General features: G+C 40.3%; 21 protein-coding genes and 1 riboswitch. Of the genes, 3 read left to right on the forward strand and 18 right to left on the reverse strand.

Features of this window, described 5'->3' with window-relative positions:
• Positions 1–180 precede the first annotated feature (180 nt).
• From VCHSUH04_RS07705 to VCHSUH04_RS07725, 5 genes are all read right to left on the reverse strand, one after another.
• Positions 181–438 carry a hypothetical protein gene (locus VCHSUH04_RS07705; RefSeq protein ID WP_105086057.1) on the reverse strand — a complete coding sequence of 86 codons (258 nt, stop codon included), beginning with the start codon at positions 436–438 and terminating at the stop codon, positions 181–183.
• 48 nt (positions 439–486) lie between these two features.
• Complete coding sequence (locus VCHSUH04_RS07710; RefSeq protein WP_105086058.1) at positions 487–1,377, reverse strand: DUF3829 domain-containing protein; 891 nt, start codon at positions 1,375–1,377, stop codon at positions 487–489.
• A gap of 294 nt (positions 1,378–1,671) precedes the next feature.
• On the reverse strand, positions 1,672–2,925 hold the full coding sequence (gene meaB, locus VCHSUH04_RS07715) for a methylmalonyl Co-A mutase-associated GTPase MeaB (RefSeq protein WP_105086059.1): 1,254 nt from the start codon (positions 2,923–2,925) through the stop codon (positions 1,672–1,674).
• Positions 2,918–5,107 (reverse strand): methylmalonyl-CoA mutase, encoded by a 2,190-nt coding sequence (gene scpA / locus VCHSUH04_RS07720; protein WP_105086060.1) that lies wholly within the window; start codon positions 5,105–5,107, stop codon positions 2,918–2,920. The genes meaB and scpA overlap by 8 nt, the downstream gene beginning before the upstream one ends.
• 4 nt (positions 5,108–5,111) lie before the next feature.
• Positions 5,112–7,274: a methylmalonyl-CoA mutase family protein gene (locus VCHSUH04_RS07725; RefSeq protein WP_105086061.1), complete on the reverse strand. Its 2,163-nt coding sequence runs from the start codon at positions 7,272–7,274 to the stop codon at positions 5,112–5,114.
• A 293-nt stretch (positions 7,275–7,567) separates the two neighbouring features.
• Positions 7,568–7,744, reverse strand: a riboswitch (cobalamin riboswitch).
• A 269-nt stretch (positions 7,745–8,013) separates the two neighbouring features.
• On the opposite strand from VCHSUH04_RS07725, the gene rarD reads away from it, so the two are divergent.
• Positions 8,014–8,904 (forward strand): EamA family transporter RarD, encoded by an 891-nt coding sequence (gene rarD / locus VCHSUH04_RS07730; RefSeq protein ID WP_105086062.1) that lies wholly within the window; start codon positions 8,014–8,016, stop codon positions 8,902–8,904.
• A 173-nt stretch (positions 8,905–9,077) separates the two neighbouring features.
• On the opposite strand, the gene VCHSUH04_RS07735 is transcribed toward rarD, so the two are convergent.
• A complete protein-coding gene (locus tag VCHSUH04_RS07735; protein ID WP_105086063.1) occupies positions 9,078–9,980 on the reverse strand; it encodes a DUF3829 domain-containing protein in 903 nt (300 codons plus the stop codon).
• Between the two features lie 270 nt (positions 9,981–10,250).
• On the opposite strand from VCHSUH04_RS07735, the gene VCHSUH04_RS07740 reads away from it, so the two are divergent.
• The gene (locus VCHSUH04_RS07740; protein ID WP_105086064.1) at positions 10,251–10,628 is read left to right on the forward strand and encodes a type II toxin-antitoxin system HicB family antitoxin; all 378 of its coding nucleotides are present in this window, start codon (positions 10,251–10,253) and stop codon (positions 10,626–10,628) included.
• A gap of 432 nt (positions 10,629–11,060) precedes the next feature.
• Here the strand turns inward: VCHSUH04_RS07740 and VCHSUH04_RS07750 are convergent, their stop codons facing one another.
• A complete protein-coding gene (locus VCHSUH04_RS07750; protein WP_105086066.1) occupies positions 11,061–11,687 on the reverse strand; it encodes a tetratricopeptide repeat protein in 627 nt (208 codons plus the stop codon).
• Positions 11,688–11,803: 116 nt separating this feature from the next.
• On the opposite strand from VCHSUH04_RS07750, the gene VCHSUH04_RS10210 reads away from it, so the two are divergent.
• Positions 11,804–11,878 carry a type I toxin-antitoxin system Fst family toxin gene (locus VCHSUH04_RS10210; RefSeq protein WP_229025288.1) on the forward strand — a complete coding sequence of 25 codons (75 nt, stop codon included), beginning with the start codon at positions 11,804–11,806 and terminating at the stop codon, positions 11,876–11,878.
• 144 nt (positions 11,879–12,022) lie between these two features.
• Here the strand turns inward: VCHSUH04_RS10210 and VCHSUH04_RS07755 are convergent, their stop codons facing one another.
• The 11 genes from VCHSUH04_RS07755 to VCHSUH04_RS07805 form a co-directional block, all read right to left on the reverse strand.
• On the reverse strand, positions 12,023–14,845 hold the full coding sequence (locus VCHSUH04_RS07755) for an FAD-binding and (Fe-S)-binding domain-containing protein (RefSeq protein WP_105086067.1): 2,823 nt from the start codon (positions 14,843–14,845) through the stop codon (positions 12,023–12,025).
• A 563-nt stretch (positions 14,846–15,408) separates the two neighbouring features.
• A complete protein-coding gene (locus VCHSUH04_RS07760; protein ID WP_105086068.1) occupies positions 15,409–16,203 on the reverse strand; it encodes a sulfite exporter TauE/SafE family protein in 795 nt (264 codons plus the stop codon).
• Between the two features lie 40 nt (positions 16,204–16,243).
• Entirely contained in the window at positions 16,244–17,794 is a 1,551-nt protein-coding gene (locus VCHSUH04_RS07765; RefSeq protein WP_105086069.1) for a ClC family H(+)/Cl(-) exchange transporter, read from the reverse strand.
• Positions 17,795–18,113: 319 nt separating this feature from the next.
• Positions 18,114–19,265 carry a lactaldehyde reductase gene (gene fucO, locus VCHSUH04_RS07770; RefSeq protein WP_105086070.1) on the reverse strand — a complete coding sequence of 384 codons (1,152 nt, stop codon included), beginning with the start codon at positions 19,263–19,265 and terminating at the stop codon, positions 18,114–18,116.
• Positions 19,266–19,393: 128 nt separating this feature from the next.
• The gene (locus VCHSUH04_RS07775) at positions 19,394–20,377 is read right to left on the reverse strand and encodes an Abi family protein (protein ID WP_105086071.1); all 984 of its coding nucleotides are present in this window, start codon (positions 20,375–20,377) and stop codon (positions 19,394–19,396) included.
• Between the two features lie 207 nt (positions 20,378–20,584).
• Positions 20,585–21,733: a glycoside hydrolase family 3 N-terminal domain-containing protein gene (locus VCHSUH04_RS07780; protein ID WP_105086072.1), complete on the reverse strand. Its 1,149-nt coding sequence runs from the start codon at positions 21,731–21,733 to the stop codon at positions 20,585–20,587.
• Positions 21,734–21,978: 245 nt separating this feature from the next.
• Positions 21,979–22,212 (reverse strand): (2Fe-2S)-binding protein, encoded by a 234-nt coding sequence (locus tag VCHSUH04_RS07785; RefSeq protein WP_024047871.1) that lies wholly within the window; start codon positions 22,210–22,212, stop codon positions 21,979–21,981.
• 302 nt (positions 22,213–22,514) lie between these two features.
• The gene (locus tag VCHSUH04_RS07790) at positions 22,515–23,141 is read right to left on the reverse strand and encodes a site-2 protease family protein (RefSeq protein ID WP_105086073.1); all 627 of its coding nucleotides are present in this window, start codon (positions 23,139–23,141) and stop codon (positions 22,515–22,517) included.
• Between the two features lie 86 nt (positions 23,142–23,227).
• Positions 23,228–23,998 carry a carboxymuconolactone decarboxylase family protein gene (locus VCHSUH04_RS07795; protein WP_105086074.1) on the reverse strand — a complete coding sequence of 257 codons (771 nt, stop codon included), beginning with the start codon at positions 23,996–23,998 and terminating at the stop codon, positions 23,228–23,230.
• A gap of 87 nt (positions 23,999–24,085) precedes the next feature.
• Positions 24,086–24,484, reverse strand: coding sequence for a hypothetical protein (locus VCHSUH04_RS07800; protein WP_105086075.1), 399 nt, complete (start codon positions 24,482–24,484; stop codon positions 24,086–24,088).
• A gap of 161 nt (positions 24,485–24,645) precedes the next feature.
• Positions 24,646–25,164 carry a MarR family winged helix-turn-helix transcriptional regulator gene (locus VCHSUH04_RS07805; protein ID WP_105086076.1) on the reverse strand — a complete coding sequence of 173 codons (519 nt, stop codon included), beginning with the start codon at positions 25,162–25,164 and terminating at the stop codon, positions 24,646–24,648.
• Between the last annotated feature and the right edge of the window lie 66 nt (positions 25,165–25,230).

Below are 25,230 nucleotides of genomic sequence, written 5' to 3' on the forward strand. Positions count from 1 at the left end.
ATGGGGCAAAAAAAGGCTATACTAATAATGATACACATATCAGTATAGCCTTTAATTTTGCTTTTATTTTGCTTTTATTTTGCTTTTATTCTGCTTCTACTCTACTTCTATTTTTCCTTTACCGAACCTTAATTCCGTCATGGTTTAACCATAGCATAACCATTGCATTCGTATGATTTATTAGTCTTTTTTAAGGAATTTTACAAGTATGCCACCGATTGTTAAGGACAAACCAAAGCCACTACAGAACATGCCGATGGAATACATCCACGCATAGGTTTGATTATTAGAAGAAATCGCTTTAGCTGCATCTCGTGCATTGGTAGCATTTCTTGCAATTTCCAAATTTGTTGTAGCTGGATCCGGATTTAACAATAAAATAACAATGCCAATAATTAAAACTACTACACCTACTGGTAACAACATTTTTTTGCTCATTTTAAGACCCTCTCTAACATTATACGAAACGGTATATACCATTAGATATTATTTATCAAGTTTGTTTATATCCAAACGATTCATACTGCCAATGAAGCGATTATAGGATTCAACCATATCATTATAATGGTCATTTGTTTGGTCACCTAAGAATGTACGAATTCTACCAATAGCTGTATTTAATGAATTCTTAGTACTGTTATATTCCGAACTAGTAATACTATTAGATACGTCCATGATGCCTTGTAACTCTTGGTTCACTGCATTTACATCAATTTGTTTACCGTCTTCAAAGCCATCCAATAAAGCAGTTAAACGTAAATGAACTTCTTGAGCTGCCGCTGCATTTTTCTTGCCAGACTCTTTAAGTTCTTTCAACTGTTCTTGTTGGTTTTCCGTGTTATGTTTATGAACTACTGCGTCTAGTTGATTATACGCTGCATAGAACTGATCATATAATTGAACGTATTTAGGTCCTAATTGTTGTTCCTTAGCATAATTATCTGCTTGATATGAATTAGTTTGGTAGTACGTATCCAATTCACTGGCTACTGGTACAATATCCTTTAATACAGCCAATACGTTATCTAAAGGTTCTTTCATATCATCATATGGCACGCCAGCATCTTTAGCGGCTTGTAAGTTCTTTTGTAAAGAATCAAAATGTGGTGACATAAAGCTTGTTAAATGTTGACCTTCTCTTAGTTTTTGAATGTCTGGGCCGATAGCATAGCCAAAGCGCACTGTATGACTGTTAAAATCGCCAATGGCTTTAATGTAGTTGTTAAACACTTTAACGTCATCTTGTGATGCCTTTTGAGCACCTTGTTGTACACCATTTGCAACCTTGGAAAAGCTACAACCAGTCAAAAATAATGGAGATGTGAGTGCAGTCACACACAATACTGCTGTTGTTAGTTTTTTTACTAGTGGTTTCATAATGACCCTCTCTTTTTAATCACACACAAGTACCAATCTATGATTAAATTATATATCATATATGATATATATGAAAGTATTAAGTATAAATATATGAAATTTATTTCATGAATACGCTTTCATGGGCATAGAAAAAGGCACGGTATCTTACTACTTGTTTCACCAACAGCAGTTTTGATACTATGCCTTTTATGGATGGATACATATTATATATCTAAATCAGTATGATAGCTAATCGGAGTGTCTTAATAGATAAGTTATGCCATCTTATCAAATAGGTATGTAGCTATCCACTTATTTAATGGACTTGTCGAAAACGCCGATTAATTCTTCAACGGCTTGTGATTCGCTCATTTCACCGTCTAAGACAGCAGCTTCCACTTCGCCCATACGACCTTGAATGACGACATTATTAAAGAATAGGTTGTGCAAGTGTTCGTCAATCATATCGCGTACCCAACGGAGGGATTGTTCTTGACGGCGTTTTAAGAATACCCCATTTTCTTTACCTTGTTCAGTAAATTCTTGGATAACATCCCACAATTCGTCGAGACCATCCTTCGTAACGGCTGAACATGTGTAGGCTTGTGTTTTCCATTTTTCCGTAGCGGGACGAATGTAATGCAACATCCGATCGTAGTCGCTACGAGCAATAAGAGCTCGCTTGAGGTTGTCCCCATCAGCCTTATTGACCACAATAGCATCGGCAAGTTCCATAACGCCTTTTTTGATGCCTTGCAATTCATCGCCTGCACCAGTTAAGACGATGAGCATAAAGAAGTCTACCATGGAGCGCACAGTAACTTCGCTTTGCCCAACCCCTACGGTTTCGACAAGAATAATATCGTACCCAGCAGCCTCGCAAAGTAGCATCGTTTCTCTACTTTTACGAGCCACACCGCCTAGTGTACCGCCAGCCGGCGACGGACGAATATAGGCTTCAGGATGTTTCGTCAACGTTTCCATCCGCGTTTTATCGCCCAAAATACTGCCTTTTGTGACTTGGCTTGTAGGGTCTACAGCGAGTACGGCAACCTTGTAACCAGCTTCAATGAGCATGTTACCAAAGGCTTCAATAAATGTACTTTTACCGGCCCCAGGTACACCAGTAATACCGATGCGCAACGCCTTGCCCGTACGAGGCAATACGGCTTGCAATACTTGTTGAGCTAGTTTGAAATGGTCCTTATTATTACTTTCTACTAATGTGATAGCCCGTGAAAGTATAACGCGGTCCCCCTGCTCGATACCGCGTACATAATCAGCGACAGTTAACTTCTTGCGCCGCTGTACGGGACGTACCGACGGAGCCAGATGAGCGGAGCTAGACAATAAACCGTCATGCATTTCCTTGACGCCTTTCATCACGTGACACGCAAAGGTATCATCTTTCTTCGCATCTTCTGGCACCCAGTCCGGACGATACGTACTACCCTCGGCGCTTGCGTTTTTTACACCTAATTCTGGGGCCTTACCTTCACCAGTGGTGAAAGTAGCATCCTGTGCATTGCGCAATTCATCCGGAGTAGGCCATTTAGTATCAGTCATTGTCTTCGTCTTGAACGTGACTAGTCAATGTTTCTAGTAATTTTTTCGCCGCTACTGGCAAAACTGTACCAGGGCCAAAGATAGCCACTGCGCCATGTTCGCGTAGGAACTCATAGTCCTGAGCAGGGATTACGCCGCCGATGGCAACTAAAATATCTCCACGACCTCGCTTGTTGAGTTCTTCTACAAGTTGAGGCAACAATGTTTTATGACCTGCCGCAAGAGAACTGAAGCCGACGATGTGAACGTCATTATCCACCGCATCTTGTGCTGTTTCCTCTGGAGTTTGGAACAAAGGTCCGATATCTACGTCAAAGCCCATATCCGCGAAGGATGTAGCGATAACTTTGGCACCGCGGTCATGACCGTCTTGGCCCATCTTAGCAATCATGATACGAGGGCGACGACCTTCAAGTTCTTCGAAATCATCCGCCATTTGACGTACTTCTTTGATTACATCGTCATCTTCATATTCGCTGGAGTATACGCCAGAAATAGAGCGGATAACTGCTTTATGACGGCCACACACTTTTTCAACAGCAAAGGAAATTTCACCTAAAGATGCACGAGCACGAGCTGCTTCAAGTGCAAGGGCAAGCAAGTTGCCTTCCCCGGATTCTGTAGCATTTGTAATCGCTTCGAGACAGGATTGAACCTTGTCTTCGTCACGATTAGCACGCAATTGTTCGAGACGACGAATTTGCGCTTCCCGTACAGCCGTGTTATCTACGTCGAGGATATCCAATGGATCTTCTTTATCTAGACGATATTTATTGATACCGATAATCGCTTCACGGCCAGAGTCGATACGAGCTTGGCGACGAGCTGCCGCTTCTTCGATACGCATCTTAGGAAGACCTGTATCAATCGCTTTCGCCATACCGCCAAGGGATTCGATTTCTTGAATATGGCCCCAAGCACGACGAATCAATTCATCAGTTAATGCTTCTACATAGTAGGAACCGCCCCATGGGTCGATAACCTTACATACCTTAGTTTCGTCTTGGATGTAAAGCTGAGTATTACGAGCAATACGCGCGGAGAAGTCCGTAGGCAACGCAATGGCTTCGTCAAGTGCATTTGTATGTAGGGATTGCGTATGGCCCAAAGCGGCACCCATCGCTTCCATACATGTACGAGCTACGTTGTTGAATGGATCTTGTTCTGTCAAAGACCAACCAGATGTTTGACTATGTGTACGAAGTGCCATTGATTTTGGATTTTCAGAACCGAAGCTCTTAATAATCTTAGCCCACAACATACGTGCAGCACGCATTTTCGCTACTTCCATGAAGTAGTTTTTACCGATTGCCCAGAAGAAGGACAAACGTGGAGCGAATTTATCTACGTGAAGGCCTGCATTTACACCGGTACGGATGTATTCAAGACCATCGGCCAATGTGTAACCTAATTCGATATCTGCAGTAGCGCCTGCTTCTTGCATATGGTAGCCAGAAATGGAGATACTGTTGAATTTAGGCATGTACTGAGAGGTGTAAGCAAAGATATCGCCGATGATGCGCATGGACGTAGCTGGAGGGTAAATATAGGTATTACGTACCATGAATTCTTTCAAGATATCATTTTGAATCGTACCAGCCATAACCTTTTTATCAACGCCCTGTTCTTCACCTGCTAGGATGTAGAACGCCATAACAGGCAATACGGCGCCGTTCATTGTCATGGATACGGACATTTGGTCAAGAGGGATACCAGAGAATAGAATTTCCATGTCGAGGATGGAGTCTACCGCAACGCCCGCTTTACCAACATCGCCTACTACGCGAGGATGGTCAGAGTCATAGCCACGGTGTGTAGCAAGGTCAAAGGCAATAGACAAACCTTTTTGGCCCGCTGCCAAGTTACGCCGATAGAACGCATTGGATTCTTCCGCAGTGGAGAAACCAGCGTACTGACGTACTGTCCAAGGACGAGTAACATACATTGTGGAATAAGGTCCACGCAAGAATGGAGGTACACCAGCCATATAGTCAAGGTGTGTCATCCCTTCATAATCCATCTCTGTGTAGAGAGGTTTTAGTTGGATTTGCTCCATTGTTGTATTATATAAATCTTCAAAGCTTTTTCCTGTTTCTTTTTGAAGTTCAGCAAGCCATGCATCGCGAGATGTCGGTGACTGCGTTCCCAAGCCAAGAGAGGAGAAGTCTGGATTTTTAAACATGAGCTCACATCCCTTTCTTATCTTGTAATGTATTCAAGATTTCGTAACAATTTGCACGAACGGAAATGAAGTCGTCTACGCCAGCTTCACGGTATACAGGCTCAAGGTCCTTAGGAGGTGCCCCTGCCAAGATAACCGTTACATTCGGCATAGTTTCTTTCAATTCTTTCGCAAGTGGCGGTACTAATTCAGGATATGTATCATCTGTGGAACAGATAACGACAACATCAGCACCACTTTCACGAGCAGCCTTCGCAGCATCAGCCGTAGTTTCATGGCCGTCATTTTTAATCACTTCAAAAGCACCTACTTCGAAGAAGCCTGTGGAGAAGTCCGCACGAGGTTTGTGTTGAGGAATTGGGCCCATATTAGCCAAGAATACCTTCACATTGTCTTTCGTACGTTGTTTATAGTTTTCAGTGCGCATGCGAAGTGCTTCAAATTGTTCAGTCCAGCGATGAGCCGTAATTGGTTCGATCGTTTCAGAAGAAATATCGCCAGCGTCTAAAGACTTACGGATTTGACGCATTGTCAACTTTTGTAACGCCCCAAGCTCGATGAGGCCAATCAAAGCGCCTGGCTCTGTCGTACTTGCTTCTAGGGTAGCCTGTGCTTTAGAAATAGCATCTGGCTCCGCACTCGCCAAGTATTCTTCAATGTGAGCAACCCGTTTTTGACGCAATGGTTCTTGATTTTCTGGTTTAGGATCAAGTAACTCTTCTGTCATGTTCGCATACATGTTGTTACCTACAGCCACATCTCTGCGGAATGCAAGGTTTTTGAAGCGTTCATCAAGAATAGCTTTAACTTGAGCTTGAGGATAGCCTTCTTTCAAAGCTGCCACGATGCCACCTTTAGATTCGATGGTTTGGAACTCAGCCCAGATTTTTTCGCATAATTCAGCAGCCAGTGTTTCCACGTACCAGGAACCGCCTACAGGGTCCACAGGTTGACGCAACTCGAATTCAGTTTGCAACATAACTTGGATGTTACGAGCAATACGACGAGAGAAATCGTCCGCTTTGCGAATTGGTTGATCGAATGGAGATACTTCAAGGCTGTTCAAGCCGCCTACAACGCCAGAGAACGCTTGTGTTGTATTGCGCAACAAGTTTACATAAGGGTCGTATACAGTTTTTGTGAAAGCAGATGTTCTGCCGTGTACATGAACGGCACGGTCTGCTTCTTCAGCGCCGAACGCTTCCATGATGCGAGCCCAAAGTACGCGCAACGCACGCAATTTAGCGATTTCCATAAAGAAGTTTGCACCCAAGGAGAAGGTGAACATCATACTCTTAGCGATAGTGTGAATATCGATGTTCCGTTGTGCCAATTGACGCACGTAGCAAACAGCTGTAGCCAATGCGTAAGCCACTTCCTGTACATCGTTAGCGCCGCCATTAGCGTACACATCACCAGACACGAGCACTGTTTTAAGCTCTGGAGCTTGTTCTTTAGCCCATACAACAGTATGTGCCATTTCATCAAAAGCTGTATCTAAGGAAATATGCAATGCACCGTCTTTAGCCCAAACGCCCACAGGGTCTGCACCAACGAGACCTTTTAAGTCAGCTGTTTGTTTTTTAGAGGCTTTCACAGTGGCAGCCAGCATACCAAGCAAGATCGCCGCAGAAGCGCCTGTTTCAATGTATAAAGGATTTTCTTTAAGATTGAAACGCTCAATCAATTGTTTGCAGTCATCCATAGTTGACAAAGATGTACCGCCAACGCCAACGGATGCGCCTACTTGCACATCTTGATCATGACGTGTCGCTTCATCAAGACGGATGTTGTGGATGGTGCCGCCTTTTACAATTTCGTATAAACTTGCATGGTTAGCATCTTTAGGCAAGGAATCGTCTACGTACTGGGATACGCCCCAAGACTCTTTAATATAACCACTTGCCTTAGTGCCACGTAGGAACTCGCCTGCCCCAGGATATACGCCTTTTGGAATTTTTTCCCCATGCAGTGCAGGTGTGTAGATTGGCTGCAACGTAATACCTTCATAGGTTTTAGTGAACATCTTCTTGTGGAAGTCCCCACCTTTTAACGCCTTTTCAACTTCAGCCTGCCATTGTTCATACGTAGGTTTCTCAAATTCGTCAAAGGATACAGGTGCCAATAAATCGCGTTCTGCGTCCTTCGAAGTCTTTTTGTCAGACATATATGTGCCTCCTTTTCAACTCGAAACCATACCGAGAAACAGCGCACCGTACCTGCGAATTGTTATGCATATACATCACACGAGCTTTCCTATACTTGGATCACATCAACCTCAAATATGTGTCCATCAATTCATTAACTATGAAGCCTGATATATATGCTTAACAGCCACTTTCAAGGGCAACAAAAAACGTGCCACCCAAAAGTGACACGTAAGGTTTCTTGTTGAAAGGTACGCCAAAAAACACTGAAACCAGCATACCCCAATCCCCTTCCTATCGCTCGTAGGTACATAACGGTGATTATCAAATAGGCAGTTCTCCTGGCTCGGGCTCATCACCTCGCTTTCGCCTTCCCAGATTTCTCCAGTGACATTTTTGAAAGCAGGCTCGTCCTTACAGTGGCGGGACCGCATCGGCTTGTACCGATTTCTCTATTAAGTCTTGTGACACCTATTCTCTATATTCGTTGTTCTAAGTCCAATATAGTGTAAGATTATGCACAAAGTCAATGAACATAACAGTTAATCATAAGTATCAAATTTTAGGTTATAACTAATGCATATTTAAAATGATAAAAACTCATCACAATCAAATATACGTATTCATCGCTAACAAATATACGTATTCATTGTCTGCAAATCGAGTTATAAATCGAGTACAAATCATCATAAAATCTAAGCCTACGCACAAATGCAAGCACAATGCGTGATATAATGAATACAATCACAAGGAGGCATTATGGAGCACACAAGTAAAAAAGGTCTAATGACAGCCCTTAGTTGCTATATCATCTGGGGCTTACTCCCTCTCTATTGGGCATTATTAAACCATGTTTCACCGTATAATATACTGGCGCAGCGCATTATCTGGTCAGGCATTTGCATGGCCATCGTCGTATTTGGCCTACATTTTAAACAGTTCAAAAAAGACTTTCAATTACTAAAAGAACAGCGCTCACAACTATTACTACTGTTGGTAGCATCAGTCATCATCAGCGTAAATTGGTTTACCTACATTTGGGCCATCGCCAACAACCAAGTTATGGACACGAGCCTTGGCTATTACATCAACCCACTCTTTAATGTAGTGTTAGGTGTCATCCTATTTAAAGAGGTTCTATCTGTACCGAAAAAGCTAAGCGTCCTCATCGCTACCATCGGTATCGCCTTGCTCACCTATCAAGTGGGATCCTTGCCGTTAGTGTCGATGATCCTCGCCGTTTCCTTTGGTCTCTATGGGGTCGTTAAAAAAAAGCTGCTCATCTCTCCCTTTACGAGCATCGCCTTTGAGGCTTGGCTATTAACACCACTAGCCTTACTCTATACGACCATGGTCGATAATACAGTGTGGTCCTATTTCGGCACAGATTGGTATACGTCCATGCTACTCATAGCCTGCGGTCTAACAACATCGGTTCCATTAGTGCTATTCTCCTATGGGGCCCAACTATTGCCGCTCAACCTACTAGGCTTCCTTCAATATGTATCTCCAACTATTGCTTTATTGCTAGCTATCTTCTACTTTGGTGAAAGCTTTGGCACACCACAAATGATCGCCTTTGGTTGTATCTGGATAGCCTTAGTGTTGTTCTCATTATCAAATCAAATTACAACCATTAGAAAAATGTAGTTAAGTACAAGAGAGCATATGCCATCTGCATGCAATCTCACAAGAGATTTTAGCAACTATATCTAACCTATAAACACATAAAAGCTGTATCAAATGATATCCTCATTCGATACAGCTTTCTTTTTATATCTTATATATGCCTATTAATTTATCACACTATTCTTCTAGCTTGCTTATTGATCCAATTCATTCATATTGGTGGTATTCATATTGGAAATATAACGGTTATAGGCCTCAACCATATGTTTATAATCGTTATCTTGTTTAGATCCCATATAGGTACGGATTGCACCAATCGTAGAGTTTACAGAGGTCTTAACAGAGTCATACTTAGGATTAGAAATACCATTCGCTAAATCACCAATAGCTTGTAGCTCTTGATTGATCGCATTTACATCTGGTTCTTTTTCACTATCTAGCTTTTCTAGGACTGCAGTAAGTCGCAAAGAAACCTCTTGTGCAGCGGCTGCATTTTTCTTACCTGCATCGCGCAATTGTTGTAACCGTTGTTGCAATCGGTCCGTGTTAATCTTATGCATCAAATTATCAAAGTCAGCATAAATAGGAATAAATTGTTCGTATAACTGAACATATTTAGGACCTAATTGTTGCTCCTTAGCATAGTTATCTGTGGTATACCCTTTAGATTTATAGTATGCATCGAGCTCTTCCGCAACCGGTGTTATTTCGTTCAATTTTGAAAGTAGCTTATCTAAAGGCTCCTTCATTTCATCATAAGGAACACCTGCTTGCTTAGCCTCTTCTAATTCTTTTTGTAGCTGTTTAAAGTTCGGCGCATTAAATACAGTTAAATGCTGCCCCGCTTTTAACTCATTAAGAGTTGGCCTATTCGCATAATCAAACATAACAGCCATGCGATTAAATCGGCTTATTGCTTTTACATATTGATTAAATAACTGTACCTGATCCTGCTCAGACCGCTGTGCAATTTCCTTGCGACTCTGTTCAGTGCCCTGCCATAGCTCCGACATACTACAACCGCTCAACAATAAGGGGGATGTCAATGTAGCCGCACACAACACAGCCATTGCAATCCGCTTACCAAATGGTTTCATGATGAATTCTCTCCTTTCATCAATATACAACCCGATTTATATACCTTAATTATATACTAATGTGACTTATATAAATAGAATTAATGTATATAAATCATACATCTAGTTTGTCAAGTGACTAATAGAGTCAGGGGTGACCAATGGTCACCCCTGTTTTCTGTTATATACAGTTAGACTATAAATAAGAATATATAACTCCTAACAATTGTTTTATACGTATACACGTGTTACCATAAAAGAAAACGTACGGGACTAAAATAAGGAGGACCTATGAAATTTATATACCCTGCTATAATCCATGATGATGCTGATGGTTTCTGGGCTGAGTTTCCAGACTTAGAATATACTAGCAGTACTGGCTCAACCCTAACAGAGCTCGTAACTAATGCGCAAGAGGCTATGGAATTGTATATTTTAGGAGCTTTAGAAGATGGGGAAAGTTTACCTACACCTACATCTATTCGCAACTTACCTTGTACGGATACAACGTATCCTACATTAGTACAAACAGATATTGATTTAGCTAAAAATAGTAAATCCGTAAAGAAAACCTTAACAATTCCTGCATGGCTAAATGATCGAGCGCTAGCTAAAGGAATTAATTTTTCTCAACTTTTACAAGAAGCATTAGTAGAAAAAATAATGTGAATGTAAATTTACATCATCAATTGCTCAGCAAAATTAGGACTACTGTCCACGCAATAACTGCTAAGGTGAGTAATATGATACAAAGCATCCACAGAATTATTACGAAATAGAGCAATAATTTTAGTACATATAGCACATCAAACCATATGCTATGGCAATCTTCTAATCGCGCCATATATTCGGAGAGATGGCGCACTAAAAATGGAACTTTCACATTAGGATTTAGCTTCTTCCAGTACAGCATAATATACGGTGTTACAAAACATCCTACAAATACTAAGTATGTAAGGAATAGAGGTGTTTCTATATTATGTTGGGACATAAACCCTGACCAGTCTACGACCATTAAACCACCAAGGTATAGAAAAACAAACCAATATATAAATCCTATCGCCTTTATAATAAGGCGAATCATCTGTTTCACATCCATGCCTATAATCCTACTAATGTTTTAAATCGCGCATTATTGTGAAAGCGTTCAAAATGGTCTTGTTCAGCAGCTACGGCTTTCACAGATGGATCAATTTTAATTGCTTTTTCAAGCCAATCAAGGGACTTCGTATCATCCCCTTGGTCTGCATAAATGGTAGCAATACCGTACACAGACCAAGTGTTACTAGGGTCCTTTTCTAATACCTTTTCAAACCATTGTTTAGACTCATTTAACTGGCCTTGTAGTTTATACACCATAGCCATGTTGTAGTAGTTCGCTACGTTATTAGGATCTAGGTCATATGATTTTTTAGTATCTGTTAAGCCCTTAGCTGTATCACCATTTAACGCCGTAGCGAAGCCACGGATGGAATAGGCTTCGGAACTATTGGGGTTATCTTTAATAGAGGCTGTAGCCTCTTCGATGGTTTTAACATAATCGCCAGCAGATAAAGCCTGCTTAGCGACAGTTAAGTGGCTATCTAGTTTAGTCATTTTGCTACTGTCTTGAGTGGATATACTAGAACTTTTAGCATTGCTTTCTGTATTACTATTATTTGTATTCTGATTCACTCCACAACCACTAATAAATATAAGTAATGCAAGTATAGGCAAAATTCTTCTCATATCATATATTCCATTCTTAAATAATCTCCAAGTTGCATATCATAATGATAAAATAAAAATACCTCCAGAAAGGAGGTGTTATATTGGAGGAGTTGTTTCATACACTCTGGGGTACCTTGCTTGCCCCTCTTATTGTCGCCCTAGCAGTAACTACCTACAGCTATTGGCTCAACAATAAGAACAAAAAATAAGCAAGAAAAAGGACGAGCGGCAACTCGTCCTTTTTTGTTATATTGTAGGTAATTTCATACACTCTACTACCTACGTATAGTATATCATACTTAATAGAAAAATAAACCCCTAATAGATAATACTAGAATCTTATTCAAGTAATATTATTTTTTTGCTTTAGAGCAACGGTCTAATAGGAATGCAACGCCTACAAATGGAATGCCACCGTTTTCACCAAGGCCAATTTCACATGTGGAACTGGAGCTTACACCTAGTGTTGCACCGTATTCAGCAATTTCACCAGCAAGGTCTTTTGTGGCAGATTTGTTAAGTTCTGGTGTGAAGAAACCTTTTTGACCAGCAAAGCCGTCGCACGCAAAGGATTTGATGTTGAATACATGGTCTGTGCAGAGGCGCGCCAAGTCTTCAATGTATTGAGATTTGTTCAAAGATTTAATCTTACATTGTTTGTGTACGATTACTCGTTCATCGCATTTTTCAATGTCGAGATGCGGCACAACATATTTGCACAAGAATTCAGAAATATCGTTGATTTCTAAGTCTGGCATATGTTTGAAAGCGTGGTTGAAGCATGCACTATGGTCGATCACGATTGGATATTTACCATTTTGAGATGCTTTCATCAATGCATCGTGCAAGTCTTTAACAGCACGTTCATGAACGTCATCGTAGTTTTCAAAGCTCAAGCCACAGCAGAGATTTTCTATATGTTTTGGATAAATAATATCGATATGAGCCTTGTTGCAGAGGCTTTCTACAACTTGTTGCAAGCTGCGATCATCGTCATAACCTTGGTTAGGTTTGAATGCGCGGTTTGCACATGTACTGAAGTATACAACCTTTTCAAAGTTAGTTGGTTTGATGCGGTTTTTCAATTTGTAGCGATTAGCTTTAGGAGTTGTTTTAGGAACATATGGTGTAACACCTGTTACGCCATGTAAACCTTCAGTAATCTTAGAAATTGCTTTTTGTGTAATGATGGAACCTGCAATGCCTTCAAGACTTACGCCAGCACGACACATTTGAAGTGTTGTGGAGAAGTTATCGTAGATTTTCTTAGCCAATTCTGGTGCAGGTGGGTCGATGCGGCGCATGGACAAAGCGATTTGAGCAGTATCGATGCTAAGTGGGCAAAGACCTTTACACATGGAGCAAGCTGCACAAGTATCCACACCAAAGTATTCGTAGCCTTTTCTAAGTTCAGATGCCAATGTGAAGTTGCCTTCGTTTTCAAGGCGTTTAGTTTCACGCAATAAAGCGATACGTTGACGAGGAGTTAATGTTAAATTACGGCTTGGACAATGTTTTTCACAGAAACCACATTCCATACAGATTGTGAAAGCATCATCGATAACGCATTGAGCTTTAAGGTTTTTCTTATACACATCTGGATCATCAGTGATCATAACATCAGGGTTCAAGATGCGTTCAGGGTCAAAGATAGCTTTGATACGACGGTTGATTTCGTATGCTTTGCGGCCCCATTCCATTTCAACAAACGGTGCTACCATGCGGCCTGTACCATGTTCGGCTTTCAAAGAACCACCAAAACCAGATACGCGTTCGGACATTTCTTTTACCAAATCGCCGAAGTTTTTAGTATCTTTAGGGTCGCTAAAATCAGGTGTAATGTTAAAGTGAACGTTACCAGACAAAGCATGCCCGAAGATTACCCCACCATCAACGAAATCGTATTTGTGGAATAATTCAGTAAGCATTTCAATGCCCTTAGTAAAGTCTTCGATTTGGAAGCAAACGTCTTCGGTAATAACAGTCGTACCTTTTCTACGTTGACCACCAACGATAGGCAAGATACCTTTACGGATTGCCCACCAGGAATCATATTCTTTAGGATCTTGAGAGTAAAGACTTGGGATAGCTGTTGGGATATCTTTTAATTGGTCTTTAATGAAAGCTAAGTTTTCATCTACAGTTTCTTTGGAGTAGCTTTCAGTTTGGAATAAGATAGCACTTGTACCTTCTGGTACTTCACGAACGAAGTCAGGTACATTTTCAAGAGTTTGAACTGCTTTCAAGGATTGATAGTCCATCATTTCAGCAGCAACAACCTTTTCACGGCCCATATTAGCCAAGGCTACAACTGCAAGAGATGCATCGTTCAATGTGCGGAAGAACATGAGACCGCAACCTTTATGAGGTACATCTTCAACAGTGTTGTACACGATTTCAGATACAAAGCCCAATGTACCTTCAGAACCGATGAACAAGTGATTAATGATATCGATAATATCTTCAAAATCAACGAGAGAGTTCAAGCCGTAACCTGTAGTATTTTTGATTTTGTATTTGTGATGAATCAAATGAGTCAATTCTTCATCAGCCAAGATTTCTTTGCGCAATTGCAAGATATCTTCAACCATTTGAGGTTTTTCACGAAGGAATTGTTCAATAGATTTTTTGTCGGATGTATCGAGAACAGTACCATCTAGTAATACAACGCGAATAGAACGGATTGTTTTATAGGAGTTTTGAGCCGTACCACAGCACATACCAGAGGAGTTATTGTTCAAAATACCGCCTACTAATGCTGTTGCAAGTGTAGCAGGATCTGGACCGATTTTGCGGTTATATGGTTTCAATAAATCATTCGCATCGGAACCGATAACACCACATTCACATTTTAAAGCCTTGCCATCATCTATAACTTCCATTTTTTTGAAGCCATCATTACATACGATAAGGACATCTTCACTGGAACATTGACCAGACAAAGAAGAACCAGCAGCACGGAATGTAAATGGTGTACCACATTGTTGGCACAAACGAATAAGGCGTCTTACTTCACGTTCATCCTCAGCCTTTACAACAACCTTTGGTAAATAGCTATAACAGGACGCGTCAACACCATATGCATAACGGCGTAAATGATCTGTATAGACACGATCTTTGCAAATCTCTTTTGCCTCCTTGGCAAAACGTTCATAATCTTTTGTAAGCGTACTCACTTGTATATCCTCCTATCCTCTCTTAAGGAATTTGTCTTATATTTAGTATACGCCGTTCTCATTCTCACTACTATAATTATGCATAAATTATATGTCTTCTAATAATTCTCGATATGCACCGCTTTTTTATTTCTTTACTTGAAATTGCATCTCAATGGCATTATCATGTACTCATTTTTTCACATATTAAAATAAAACTATTTTGTTTACTTAATAATTAAAGAACTCTATAATAAATGAACGCCGAATTGCCCATAAAACTTGATTTATCATGTATATAATTCTATAGAAAACAGTTTACATAAATTATGCATAAAACTGTATATTTCCATTTATTTCAATTTTTCCGTTCTCATTTATATTTAAGTATGACTTTTAATCATACCTTTTAGATTCCCCTACTAATAATCGTTCACTTTCACATAAAAAGCCCTCTAGCGGTATAACTCTTTCGAGCCACCACTAGAGGGCTTATAGTAAACATATCAAAGCTCTCGGTTCATACTAGCTAGAACATAAGAAGTATAGTATTCAAATTTCTATTGATAATTAGAGAAGCCATATTATCCCAAAATACCAGACTTAAGAATGAGACGCACCGCTAATGCAAAGACTGCAACGCTCATAAGGGCAAGGATAGATTTTGCTTTCAACCGTTTAGCAATTCGCGCTCCTACTTGGGCCCCAAAGATAGCGCCAATACTAGTAGGAATAGCAATACTAAATACAATATGATTTTCCAATAAATGCGTTATGACACCTATCATTGTAGATACAGCAAGGATGGATTGGCTTGTAGCTGTAGCCATATGGGTAGGAAACCCCATGAGATAAATCAAGGCAGGCACATGGATAAGACCACCACCAATGCCAAAGATACTGGAGATAAAACCTACAAAAAAGCTAATGCTAATACCAATAGGCTTGCTATACGTTAGCTGATCAAGAGTAAGGCTTTCTTCCTTCCGCTCCCCTTTTTTGAAGTTCTTAAATCCAATCAAACCAGAAGCGCATAGCATAAAACACCCAAAGGCAAACATAAAGCCTTTGCCAGAGAACCACCCCGACATTTGAGCCCCCAAGATAGCACCTGGTAAAGTCGCTAAACTAAATACAATAGCGGCACTGATCAGTACTTTCTTCTGTTTAATATATGCAATAGACCCAGAAATAGCATTACACATAACAGAAAACAGCGATGTTCCTACAATCATGGATGGAGACCACTCAGGGAACCAGTACATGAAGAGAGGAACGAATACAAGGCCCCCTCCGGCACCGATGATGGTACCAAGCATAGCTGCTAAAAAGCCGACTATGGTAAAGAATATATAGAATACTATAATGTTATCCAGCATAATAAGGCCTCCCTTTACTTAGATTAGAGATATCTATTTTCTATAACCCATTCGATTGGAAAAATTCTTTCGCTGCTTTCAACCGTCCTCGTTCACAGGAAACTTGCAATTCATCACCTGATTCAAGTTTTACATCACCAAGGGGCACAATATATGTTCCATTGCGACGAATACTTACGATGAGCGTCCCATCTGGCAAAGCCAAGTCTTGTAATTGTACATCTGTATAGTTTGCCACTACAGGCACCTTGGTTTGGAAGAAGGTTTGCACCGATTCTAAATTGCTTTGACCACTCATGGCTTGCAACAAGGAATCGTAAATTGGCGGTTCTTTTAAAAGATCTGCCACAAGGTATGCCACGATGGTAACAGTACCGATGGCATAAATGTTAGAGAAACTATTCGTCATTTCAAGAACGAGTAGAATCGCCAAAATCGGCGTCCGCATAGCTGCTGCTAGCATCCCCCCCATGGCACAGATGACGAATTGCGGTACAAAATCAGGAGAAATGAGGCCTAACGTTGAAAGTACGCTTTCACAGAAGGCACCTGCTGACGCACCGATAACAAGCATAGGCAAAAAGATGCCCCCTTGCGCACCACTGCCATAGCAGAAGGTAGTAAGTAAAATCTTACCTAGTACGATACCACCCAAGAGCAATACGCCATGCGATTGAAAGGCTAGCTGACCTACGAGATCATTGCCGCCACCTAAAAGGAGCTGGGAATCAAAGCCAATGGCCGCCACAGCTACAAAGGTAAGGGCTAGTTTCAAAAATCTCGAGCATTTTAGCCACTCAAAGAATTTCTTGACTCCAAAAATCATGCGGCAGAAGAACACACCACAAAGCCCCATAATAACGCCTACCAAGAGGAGTATCGGGAAGTATTCAAGCGGAACCCCAGAGGTTACGGTAAACCCAAGAGCAGGCTCAAGGCCAAAAATGCTGACCGTAATATAATTTGAAATCAACGTTGCCACAAAGGTAGGCACAACGAGGTAGGGATAAAAACTTTTATGGACCTCTTCAAAGACGAACATCGCCCCCGATACAGGTGCACTAAAGGCAGCCGTTAAGCCCGCCCCTGCGCCAGCAGAAGTCAAGATGCGCTGCTCACGCAGCCCTGAATTCATCCAATAGGATACAATTTTACCGGCAGAGCCACCGATTTGTACGGCTGGCCCTTCACGACCTACTGAAAAGCCTGCAAAACCAGTCAATACACCACCAATCATCTTAGACACTAGCGTCCGATACGGTTTCATATCAAAGAGGCCCAGCATTTCCCCTTCAATTTGAGGAATACCAGAGCCCCCCGATAATGGGGCCCATGCCAGCAATCTGTCGACGATAAAGGCAAAAACGACCATTGCTACAAGCCAGCCTATGGCCCATTCCATGGTAATGCCATCCATCAAATGCCAACGAATATGCTCTGACTCAAGGATTAAATAACGGTACGTTGCACCACAAAAGCCTGCAATCACGCCCACAAGAGCGCCCTTTGCAATGAGCTCCATTAACAACATACGGTTCATGGACATATCTGCTAAGGTAGAACTGCGCTTATTAAATTTCCATAGCCTCATACCATTCCTCCTCAGCATTAGTCAAAATTTAAACACTCGTACATAAACCATGTATTCATATCCTTAGTATACTTATGTAAACCATCATTTTCAAGAAACGATTACATACAATGTCAGTTATCTAATTACAAGACAACGCTACAAACGCAAAACTAGCCACCTCTACGATGAGATGGCTAGTTTTGTTAAGCAAGTGTGTAAATGTATTTTCTTTACATATTCGGAGGCATCTGAAATATGTAAAGACACTAAAGATGTAAACCCCTTAGGGCTAGAGCTTCGCATCATTTAGCTCAATACATAAAAATCATTTTATTTATTAAAATATAGATTCATAGATAGCGATGATTTCTTCCAAAGATGCATCTCGTGGATTACCAGGTGTACATGCATCGTTGAAAGCAGATTCAGCGAGGAATGGAATATCTTCTCGTTTTACGCCTGCTTCGCTAAGGGATTTAGGAATGCCTACATCATCAGCTAATTTTTGGATTACATCAATAGCTGCTTGACGATATGTTTCTTGGTCCATTCCGTCTACATCAGGAACGCCCATAACGCGAGCGATTTCACGATATTTTTCGCCTGTTGCAGGAGCGTTGAATTTCAATACGGATGTTAAAAGCATGGCACAAGCCTTGCCATGAGGGATATCGTACACAGCACTCAATGGATGCGCCATGGAGTGAACGATGCCAAGGCCAACGTTAGAGAAGCCCATGCCCGCAATGTATTGACCTAAGGACATAGCTTCGCGACCAGCGTAATCGCCAGCTACAGCACTGCGCAAGGAACGACCGATGATTTCAATCGCTTTCAAATGAAGCATATCAGTAAGTTCCCACGCACCTTTTGTAATGTAACCTTCTACGGCATGCACGAGGGCATCCATACCGGTAGACGCACAAAGACCAGTTGGCATCGATGCTGACATATCGGGATCTACGATAGCTACGATTGGGATGTCATGAGGGTCAACGCAAACAAATTTGCGGTTCTTTTCAACATCTGTAATAACATAGTTAATAGTAACCTCTGCAGCCGTACCAGATGTAGTAGTAACAGCGATGATTGGCAAGCAAGGATTCTTAGTAGGCGCTAACCCTTCAAGGCTGCGCACATCACTGAACTCAGGGTTCGTAATAATCGTAGCAATCGCCTTACTTGTATCGATTGGGCTACCGCCACCAACAGCAACGATAACATCGGCACCAGCTGCTTTACAAGCATCAACGCCAGCCGTTACGTTTTCGATAGTAGGATTTGGTTTAATGCCGTCATAGATTTCATAATCGATGCCAGCCGCATCAAGTAAATCTGTTACCTTCGTAGCCACTTTAAATTCAAATAAATCTGGCGTAGATGTAACCAGGGCTTTTTTGAAATGGCGATTCTTAATTTCGTTCACAATCTCCTGAATCGCCCCTTGTCCAAAATAGGACGTGCCGTTCAACATAATTCTGCGAGCCATATAATTCACTCCTAACAAAACAAACTATACAATAAAAAATAAACCGACAGAGAATTACTTTACTTATTAATTCTCTATCGGTTTATTAAAATCCTTGATAGCTCGTTATGTATACACTATATATTTTTCTATTGTAACGATTTTAAAGTTTGTCTCCATTGAAGTGTTAGCTCCATTTTAGCAAGGACCTGATTAAACTGCATAATAGGTAAAGTTTCACTTAAAAGTATTAGTTCATTAATTACTTCATCAATAATACTCTTATATGCTACTCTAGGTAATAGTAATCGTAACGAAATTAGCAAACCATATACAGAGGATTCACTCCCCTTTGGAGTAACTACGAAATAATAAGTTAATTTTTTTATAGTTTTCTTTGATCCTATTATCCTATGATTATAAAGTCGATCTCCATGTGCACATACATTTCTATATCCTACTAAAACATCTAATATTTCACTAAAAATAGGTATTAAGGTTGAAGTGGGATTCATTATAGAAATTCGGTATTCTGTCGTATATTCCTTATGTATATCTTCCAAGATTTTCTCCTGTATGTTAGGAGTAATTAATTTATAAAAATTCGTAATCTCACCAAATGTAAGCTTTGTTACTAAAACCCATAAAGGTAAATCTTGATGTGTCGTTAAATAATGGGAAAACATAGTATGTCTTGCATTACGTTGTGTAGCATTTGATAATTTTGATACCAACTCTGTAGCTTTAGGTAAATTAGTCTTAGAAAAATTATTTACATTTAAATGGCTGAATTCAGATGTATGCACTTCGGAAAAACGATAAGATACTTTCGTACAAATATTTTGCTCTGCTTGTAAAAGAGCCTTCAATAAAATAATTCGAAGGTTACGGTCAAAACAATATAGTCCATAAATCTGAAAAAACGTTGTTCCCGTTATATAATAGTCATCTCCACTATTAACTGTAGCTTTAACATCTAAAAAAATATCTTTGTAACCATTAATTATTGAGTAATAATTATCTCTAGCTAAAATTCTCTTTACTCGACTACCCTCAGTTCCCTTTTCAATCGTAATATTCCGTTTTCTCATCAAGCGTAATAGGGAATCTAAAGACTTAAAAGGCTTAGACATAAACCCCTCCTACAAACAAAAAAACTCGCCGACCCTTGAGTCGACGAGTGTTGCGCGTTACCCGTAAGTTTCGCACAGTTTCTCTGTGTATTAACTATAACAAAGTTCTCCCTTGAGTGTCAACTCAGATTCGCCTTCCATGAATAGTATTTCCACTGTCTATATTCGTGCTATACTCTTAAAATTCCTTCCTTAAAATAAGAAATTCTAAGAAATTTTATTCATTTTCATAAGCAAGATGCGTTTCACAGATTCGTCGAGTCGTTCTTTAGAGATACGACCATCTCTTACAGCTTTCATAAGACCATTATACGCCTCTTGCATGTGTTCGTACTCATGGCACACGAGCAAGATATCGCTACCGGCAAGAATAGATTGAACCGCCATATCGCCGAAGGTGTAGTGTTTTGCAAGAGCGCCCATGTCCATATCGTCTGTTACGACTACGCCGTTATAGCCCATATCCTTGCGCAACCAATCAGTAATAATCGCTTTAGACAGACTAGATGGATGATCTGGATCGATTTGAGGATACATGGCGTGGGACACCATAATTGCATATGAATTCGGTTTAGACTGCTTAATAAGGTCCACAAATACTTTCGTATCTTCATTCAACAAAGTCTCTTTAGACACTGGCACAACACTGGTATCCGCATGTAAGTCTACATCTGTTTTACCAATGCCTGGGAAGTGTTTATAAGAATACCACAAACCAGCTTCATCATAGGCCTTGCCTACAGCACTGGCATAACGTACAACATCATCAGGATTTGTGCTAAAGGAACGACCATAGGTTAAGCCCAAGTCCGCTACAGGGGCAAAGTTAATATTGAATCCCAAGTCCTTTAATTCCGTACCAGACTGTTTTGCCAAGGATACCGCTTGTTCAATAGGTTCCTTACCTAACTCTTCTGCAGGTGGAACCTTGATGAGCTGATCCTCCATGCGCGCCACCGCACCACCCTCTTGGTCGATACCGATGAACAATGGCGTTAAACCGGCACTTTTACCGGCCTTGTTAATATCTGTAATGAGCGTCTTAACTTGATCCTTGGACTCCATGTTACGGTCGAATAGGATAATGCCGCCCACACGGTACTCGTTGAGCATGAATTTAGCATCATCGTTCAAGGTCTTGCCATGAATACCAATCATCATCAATTGACCAACCTTGTCCGCGTCGGACATGTTAGCCACTAATTTGTCCACCTTTTCCTCTGGTGAAAGCTCGCTCTGTGCCACAGATTCATAGGTCACAGGCTCCGCCTTTGAAGTAAATGGGTTATGTAAACCGCAGCCCGTTGTAAGCGCCAATGCGCCAATCATCGTAGCCGCTACGATACGTCGAAACATATATACCTCCAAAATCTCTACAAAGTATTATGTATAGTATATCAAATAATAAAGACAACCCCAACAACGCCAATATATAGCGTGCATCGTTATGGCAAAAAAAGACTATTACTCAAAACCTACGATTACATACCGTATTGTTTCAAAGTAATAGTCTTAATATGAGTTAATTTCAAATATGAGTTAAGTTCAAACATATTCTTATATGAGTCAAGTTCGAACTTACTCTTAACTTTCGGTTACCCTTAAATTTTGCCTTGCTCTTTCATTTCAGCTAAAAGCTTTACGATGCGAGGGCCACAGCCTTTACCACCGCAAGCGCCCGTGCCAGCACGAGTTGCTTCTTTTACTTCAGGAAATGTATGAGCACCATTCAAAATGGCTTCTTTAATCGTTTTACGTGTAATGCTACGGCATGTACACACCTTTGTAAGCTTATCCAGAATTGCCTCTGGCACTTGGTTTTCTTCAAAATCCATATGTATTCCTCTTCTATTCACTTGAATATCTATATACTGTATCAATTTAATGTATCGATTTAGTGTATTGATTTACATATCGATGTAGTAGATTAATTTACTCTATTCATAGTATCTAATAATACACTGTAATATTAATATATCGAAAATTTACGATTTCTATACACAGTATATCATATATTAAGAACTATATCGATAGTTTTTAATATAAATGCAGCCATAATTTTGTTCATACTTATAACACAAAAAAGCCTCTACCATAGATTTATCACCTATACAGTAGAGGCTTTCACCAAATATATTTATAGAATCGTCCCAATGATAGCAAAGTAAATTTTGAAAATCGTTTGTTGCAATGGACGAATTACCATAGAAATAATTGGTGTATTAATAAGGATGATAAAGAAGATCAAGTTAATCATCCCTAATTGGTAATATTTAATTTGCCATTCTGTCGGTAGCCACGGCAAAATGATATTAAAACCAGGTAATGGTGGGAATGGAATTAAGCAGAAAATCGAAAGGCCAATGCTATACAAAATAATGTATTGCATAACCATCGGTAAACCCGGGGACTGCATAAGATCCAAATTACCCAAAAGTACGTATATGAAAGTAAATACGAACCCTGTAATCAGGCCTGCTATAGGACCTGCAAAAGCAAGTAGGCTCATATCACGGCGTGGATCTTTAAAGTAGGATGGATTAATAGCCATTCCTTTAGGCCAGCCAAAACCAACTAAAATAATACAGATAGTACCTATTAAATCAAGGTGTGCTAAGGGAGATAATGTGAGGCGCCCCGCCATCTGAGGTGTTGGATCGCCAAACCAGGTAGCTACTTTGGCCTCTGCATATCCAAAGACAGAAAAAACGATAATAATAGCGGGAATACTAGCTAATATCTGTATCGGATTTAAATCAAACATAGAACTCCTTTATATGTTACCTAACATGTTTATGAACTATATATCATATATAGATTACATAACACGTTGATGTATTACATAAATTCTTATTGTTTAGCTTCCCATGCGGTGTAGCCTTCTTGAATACAACGAAGGGCATTCAAGGTACGAGGATAGCCGATGTACGGCACGCATTGGGACGCGATGTTAATCAAATATTGTTTACTGTTGCCTACGTTCAAATTGCCTTCTACGTGAGCCTTTAGTTGAGGTTCACAGCCACCTTGAGCGGCCAAGAAGCAGAATGTAATCATTTCGCGATGAGCCACACTCAAGCCTTTACGTGTGTAGTAGTCGCCGAACATATTAGCAAGCCACTTTTTGATGTGACGTGTATCTTCAGGGCCTTCTTCGTAAGAATGACGTACAGATTCACCAAAGATTTCCACCTGTTTTTCTACGCCCTTTTCAAGACGAGATGCAGCAGTAATTGTGCTGCGAGATGGATCCGTAACAGTTTCTCCACGATAGTCAAAAATCTTATTTGTAACCTTAAAGAATGGGCGCACACGACCGATACCTAGGTATGGAACAGCTTGATAAAGAAGCTCTATTACTTCATCGGGAATCAGGCCAAAGTTAAGTGCTGGTGGTAACATCAATGCGTATTCCTCAACAGCAGTTGCCCCTACTAACGTTGCAAGAATAGCCAAGAAGCGATCCTTTGCAGGCACATTGCGCCCCTCTTCGGTAATAACTTCATCGAACGCGAAATTATCAAATAACACTTCAAACTCAGGGTCAATATAACCCGCCGGTGCTGCAATGTCAGGGAACATACGCTCCGTATAGGCTTGGGCAAATTCAGATTTAGACATAAAAACCTCCATAAACAACACTGGTGAAAGCCCACAAGAGCTTTCACCAGCAATAGTTATGTAATTATTACGGCATAGGCCATCAAATTATAACGCTGGGAAAGAGAAGTCAGTGCCGTATACTTCTTTCCAAGCAGCCAAGAACATATTGTATTCATTGGAACCAGGAGTGATTTGGTACACTTGACCATCTGGAGCAAAACGATATACAGTATGCAAACTTGGATGAACAATGTATTTGAACAATGTAGCTTCACCATATTGGTTGTTATGCATATTCACTACATTGATGCCGAATACATAGTTACGGCTACTATCAATACCACTGAATGCGGATGCTTTATCAAAGAAATAAGTTTCTGCACCATTTGCACTATTTGGAACCTCTGGATAGTTAGCTAAACCATTCCAGTTTGCTGCATTAGCAACACCACCAACTAATAATGTACCAGCTAATACAAATGCACCTAATAAATTTTTATTCATAATGCTCTCCTTTTTTGCCATTATGGCATTTACAATCAGGTCATATTCTCACATGACCTCAGCACAATAAGTTATATGTATAGTATATCACATTTATGAAAATATTAGATATATTAAATTATAAAATGTATGCATATGAGATCTTACCAGAGTAAACTAAATTAGCGCTTACTATTTCCTGCTGTTCTAGTATTTGCGTTATCGATTGCGTCTAATAATTTGTTAAGCAATTCACGTAGTTGACGCGTTTCTTCTACGTCGAAAACTGGACCAGCAGCTTCTGACAAGCGACGCGGCACATGAACAGCTTCGTCACGTAATGCTTTGCCGCTATCAGTAAGAGTTACCATAACGACACGTTCATCTTGACGACTACGCTTACGCTTCAAGAATGCTTTAGCTTCTAATTTCTTTAAAAGTGGTGTTAACGTACCAGAATCAAGGCGCAATACTTGGCCTAATTCTTTAACGGATAAGTCACCATATTGCCACAATGCCATCATTACAATGTATTGAGTATATGTCAAATTCAAAGGATCTAAGTGACTGCGATATGCATTAACAATCTCCTTCGCCACTACATAAAGTGGGAAGCTCAACTGATTTTCTAATTTTAAATATTCGAAATCTGGAACATCTTCTTTATGTTTATAACCTTCGAGCACGCCAATTTCTGCCATATTCTACCTCCATATGCACACAATAATCTACAAATTAATTGTACACAATTCTACAGCAAGCAGTCA

The organism is Veillonella sp. T14073-2, assembly GCF_002959875.1.
Lineage (GTDB): Bacteria > Bacillota > Negativicutes > Veillonellales > Veillonellaceae > Veillonella > Veillonella infantium.

Bases quoted from the DNA above. Each gene is read 5' to 3' on its own strand.
- VCHSUH04_RS07705 (WP_105086057.1), bottom strand. From the start codon at position 438: ATGAGCAAAAAAATGTTGTTACCAGTAGGTGTAGTAGTTTTAATTATT.
- VCHSUH04_RS07710 (WP_105086058.1), bottom strand. From the start codon at position 1,377: ATGAAACCACTAGTAAAAAAACTAACAACAGCAGTATTGTGTGTGACT.
- meaB (WP_105086059.1), bottom strand. From the start codon at position 2,925: ATGACTGATACTAAATGGCCTACTCCGGATGAATTGCGCAATGCACAG.
- scpA (WP_105086060.1), bottom strand. From the start codon at position 5,107: ATGTTTAAAAATCCAGACTTCTCCTCTCTTGGCTTGGGAACGCAGTCA.
- VCHSUH04_RS07725 (WP_105086061.1), bottom strand. From the start codon at position 7,274: ATGTCTGACAAAAAGACTTCGAAGGACGCAGAACGCGATTTATTGGCA.
- rarD (WP_105086062.1), top strand. From the start codon at position 8,014: ATGGAGCACACAAGTAAAAAAGGTCTAATGACAGCCCTTAGTTGCTAT.
- VCHSUH04_RS07735 (WP_105086063.1), bottom strand. From the start codon at position 9,980: ATGAAACCATTTGGTAAGCGGATTGCAATGGCTGTGTTGTGTGCGGCT.
- VCHSUH04_RS07740 (WP_105086064.1), top strand. From the start codon at position 10,251: ATGAAATTTATATACCCTGCTATAATCCATGATGATGCTGATGGTTTC.
- VCHSUH04_RS07750 (WP_105086066.1), bottom strand. From the start codon at position 11,687: ATGAGAAGAATTTTGCCTATACTTGCATTACTTATATTTATTAGTGGT.
- VCHSUH04_RS07760 (WP_105086068.1), bottom strand. From the start codon at position 16,203: ATGCTGGATAACATTATAGTATTCTATATATTCTTTACCATAGTCGGC.
- VCHSUH04_RS07765 (WP_105086069.1), bottom strand. From the start codon at position 17,794: ATGAGGCTATGGAAATTTAATAAGCGCAGTTCTACCTTAGCAGATATG.
- fucO (WP_105086070.1), bottom strand. From the start codon at position 19,265: ATGGCTCGCAGAATTATGTTGAACGGCACGTCCTATTTTGGACAAGGG.
- VCHSUH04_RS07775 (WP_105086071.1), bottom strand. From the start codon at position 20,377: ATGTCTAAGCCTTTTAAGTCTTTAGATTCCCTATTACGCTTGATGAGA.
- VCHSUH04_RS07780 (WP_105086072.1), bottom strand. From the start codon at position 21,733: ATGTTTCGACGTATCGTAGCGGCTACGATGATTGGCGCATTGGCGCTT.
- VCHSUH04_RS07785 (WP_024047871.1), bottom strand. From the start codon at position 22,212: ATGGATTTTGAAGAAAACCAAGTGCCAGAGGCAATTCTGGATAAGCTT.
- VCHSUH04_RS07790 (WP_105086073.1), bottom strand. From the start codon at position 23,141: ATGTTTGATTTAAATCCGATACAGATATTAGCTAGTATTCCCGCTATT.
- VCHSUH04_RS07795 (WP_105086074.1), bottom strand. From the start codon at position 23,998: ATGTCTAAATCTGAATTTGCCCAAGCCTATACGGAGCGTATGTTCCCT.
- VCHSUH04_RS07800 (WP_105086075.1), bottom strand. From the start codon at position 24,484: ATGAATAAAAATTTATTAGGTGCATTTGTATTAGCTGGTACATTATTA.
- VCHSUH04_RS07805 (WP_105086076.1), bottom strand. From the start codon at position 25,164: ATGGCAGAAATTGGCGTGCTCGAAGGTTATAAACATAAAGAAGATGTT.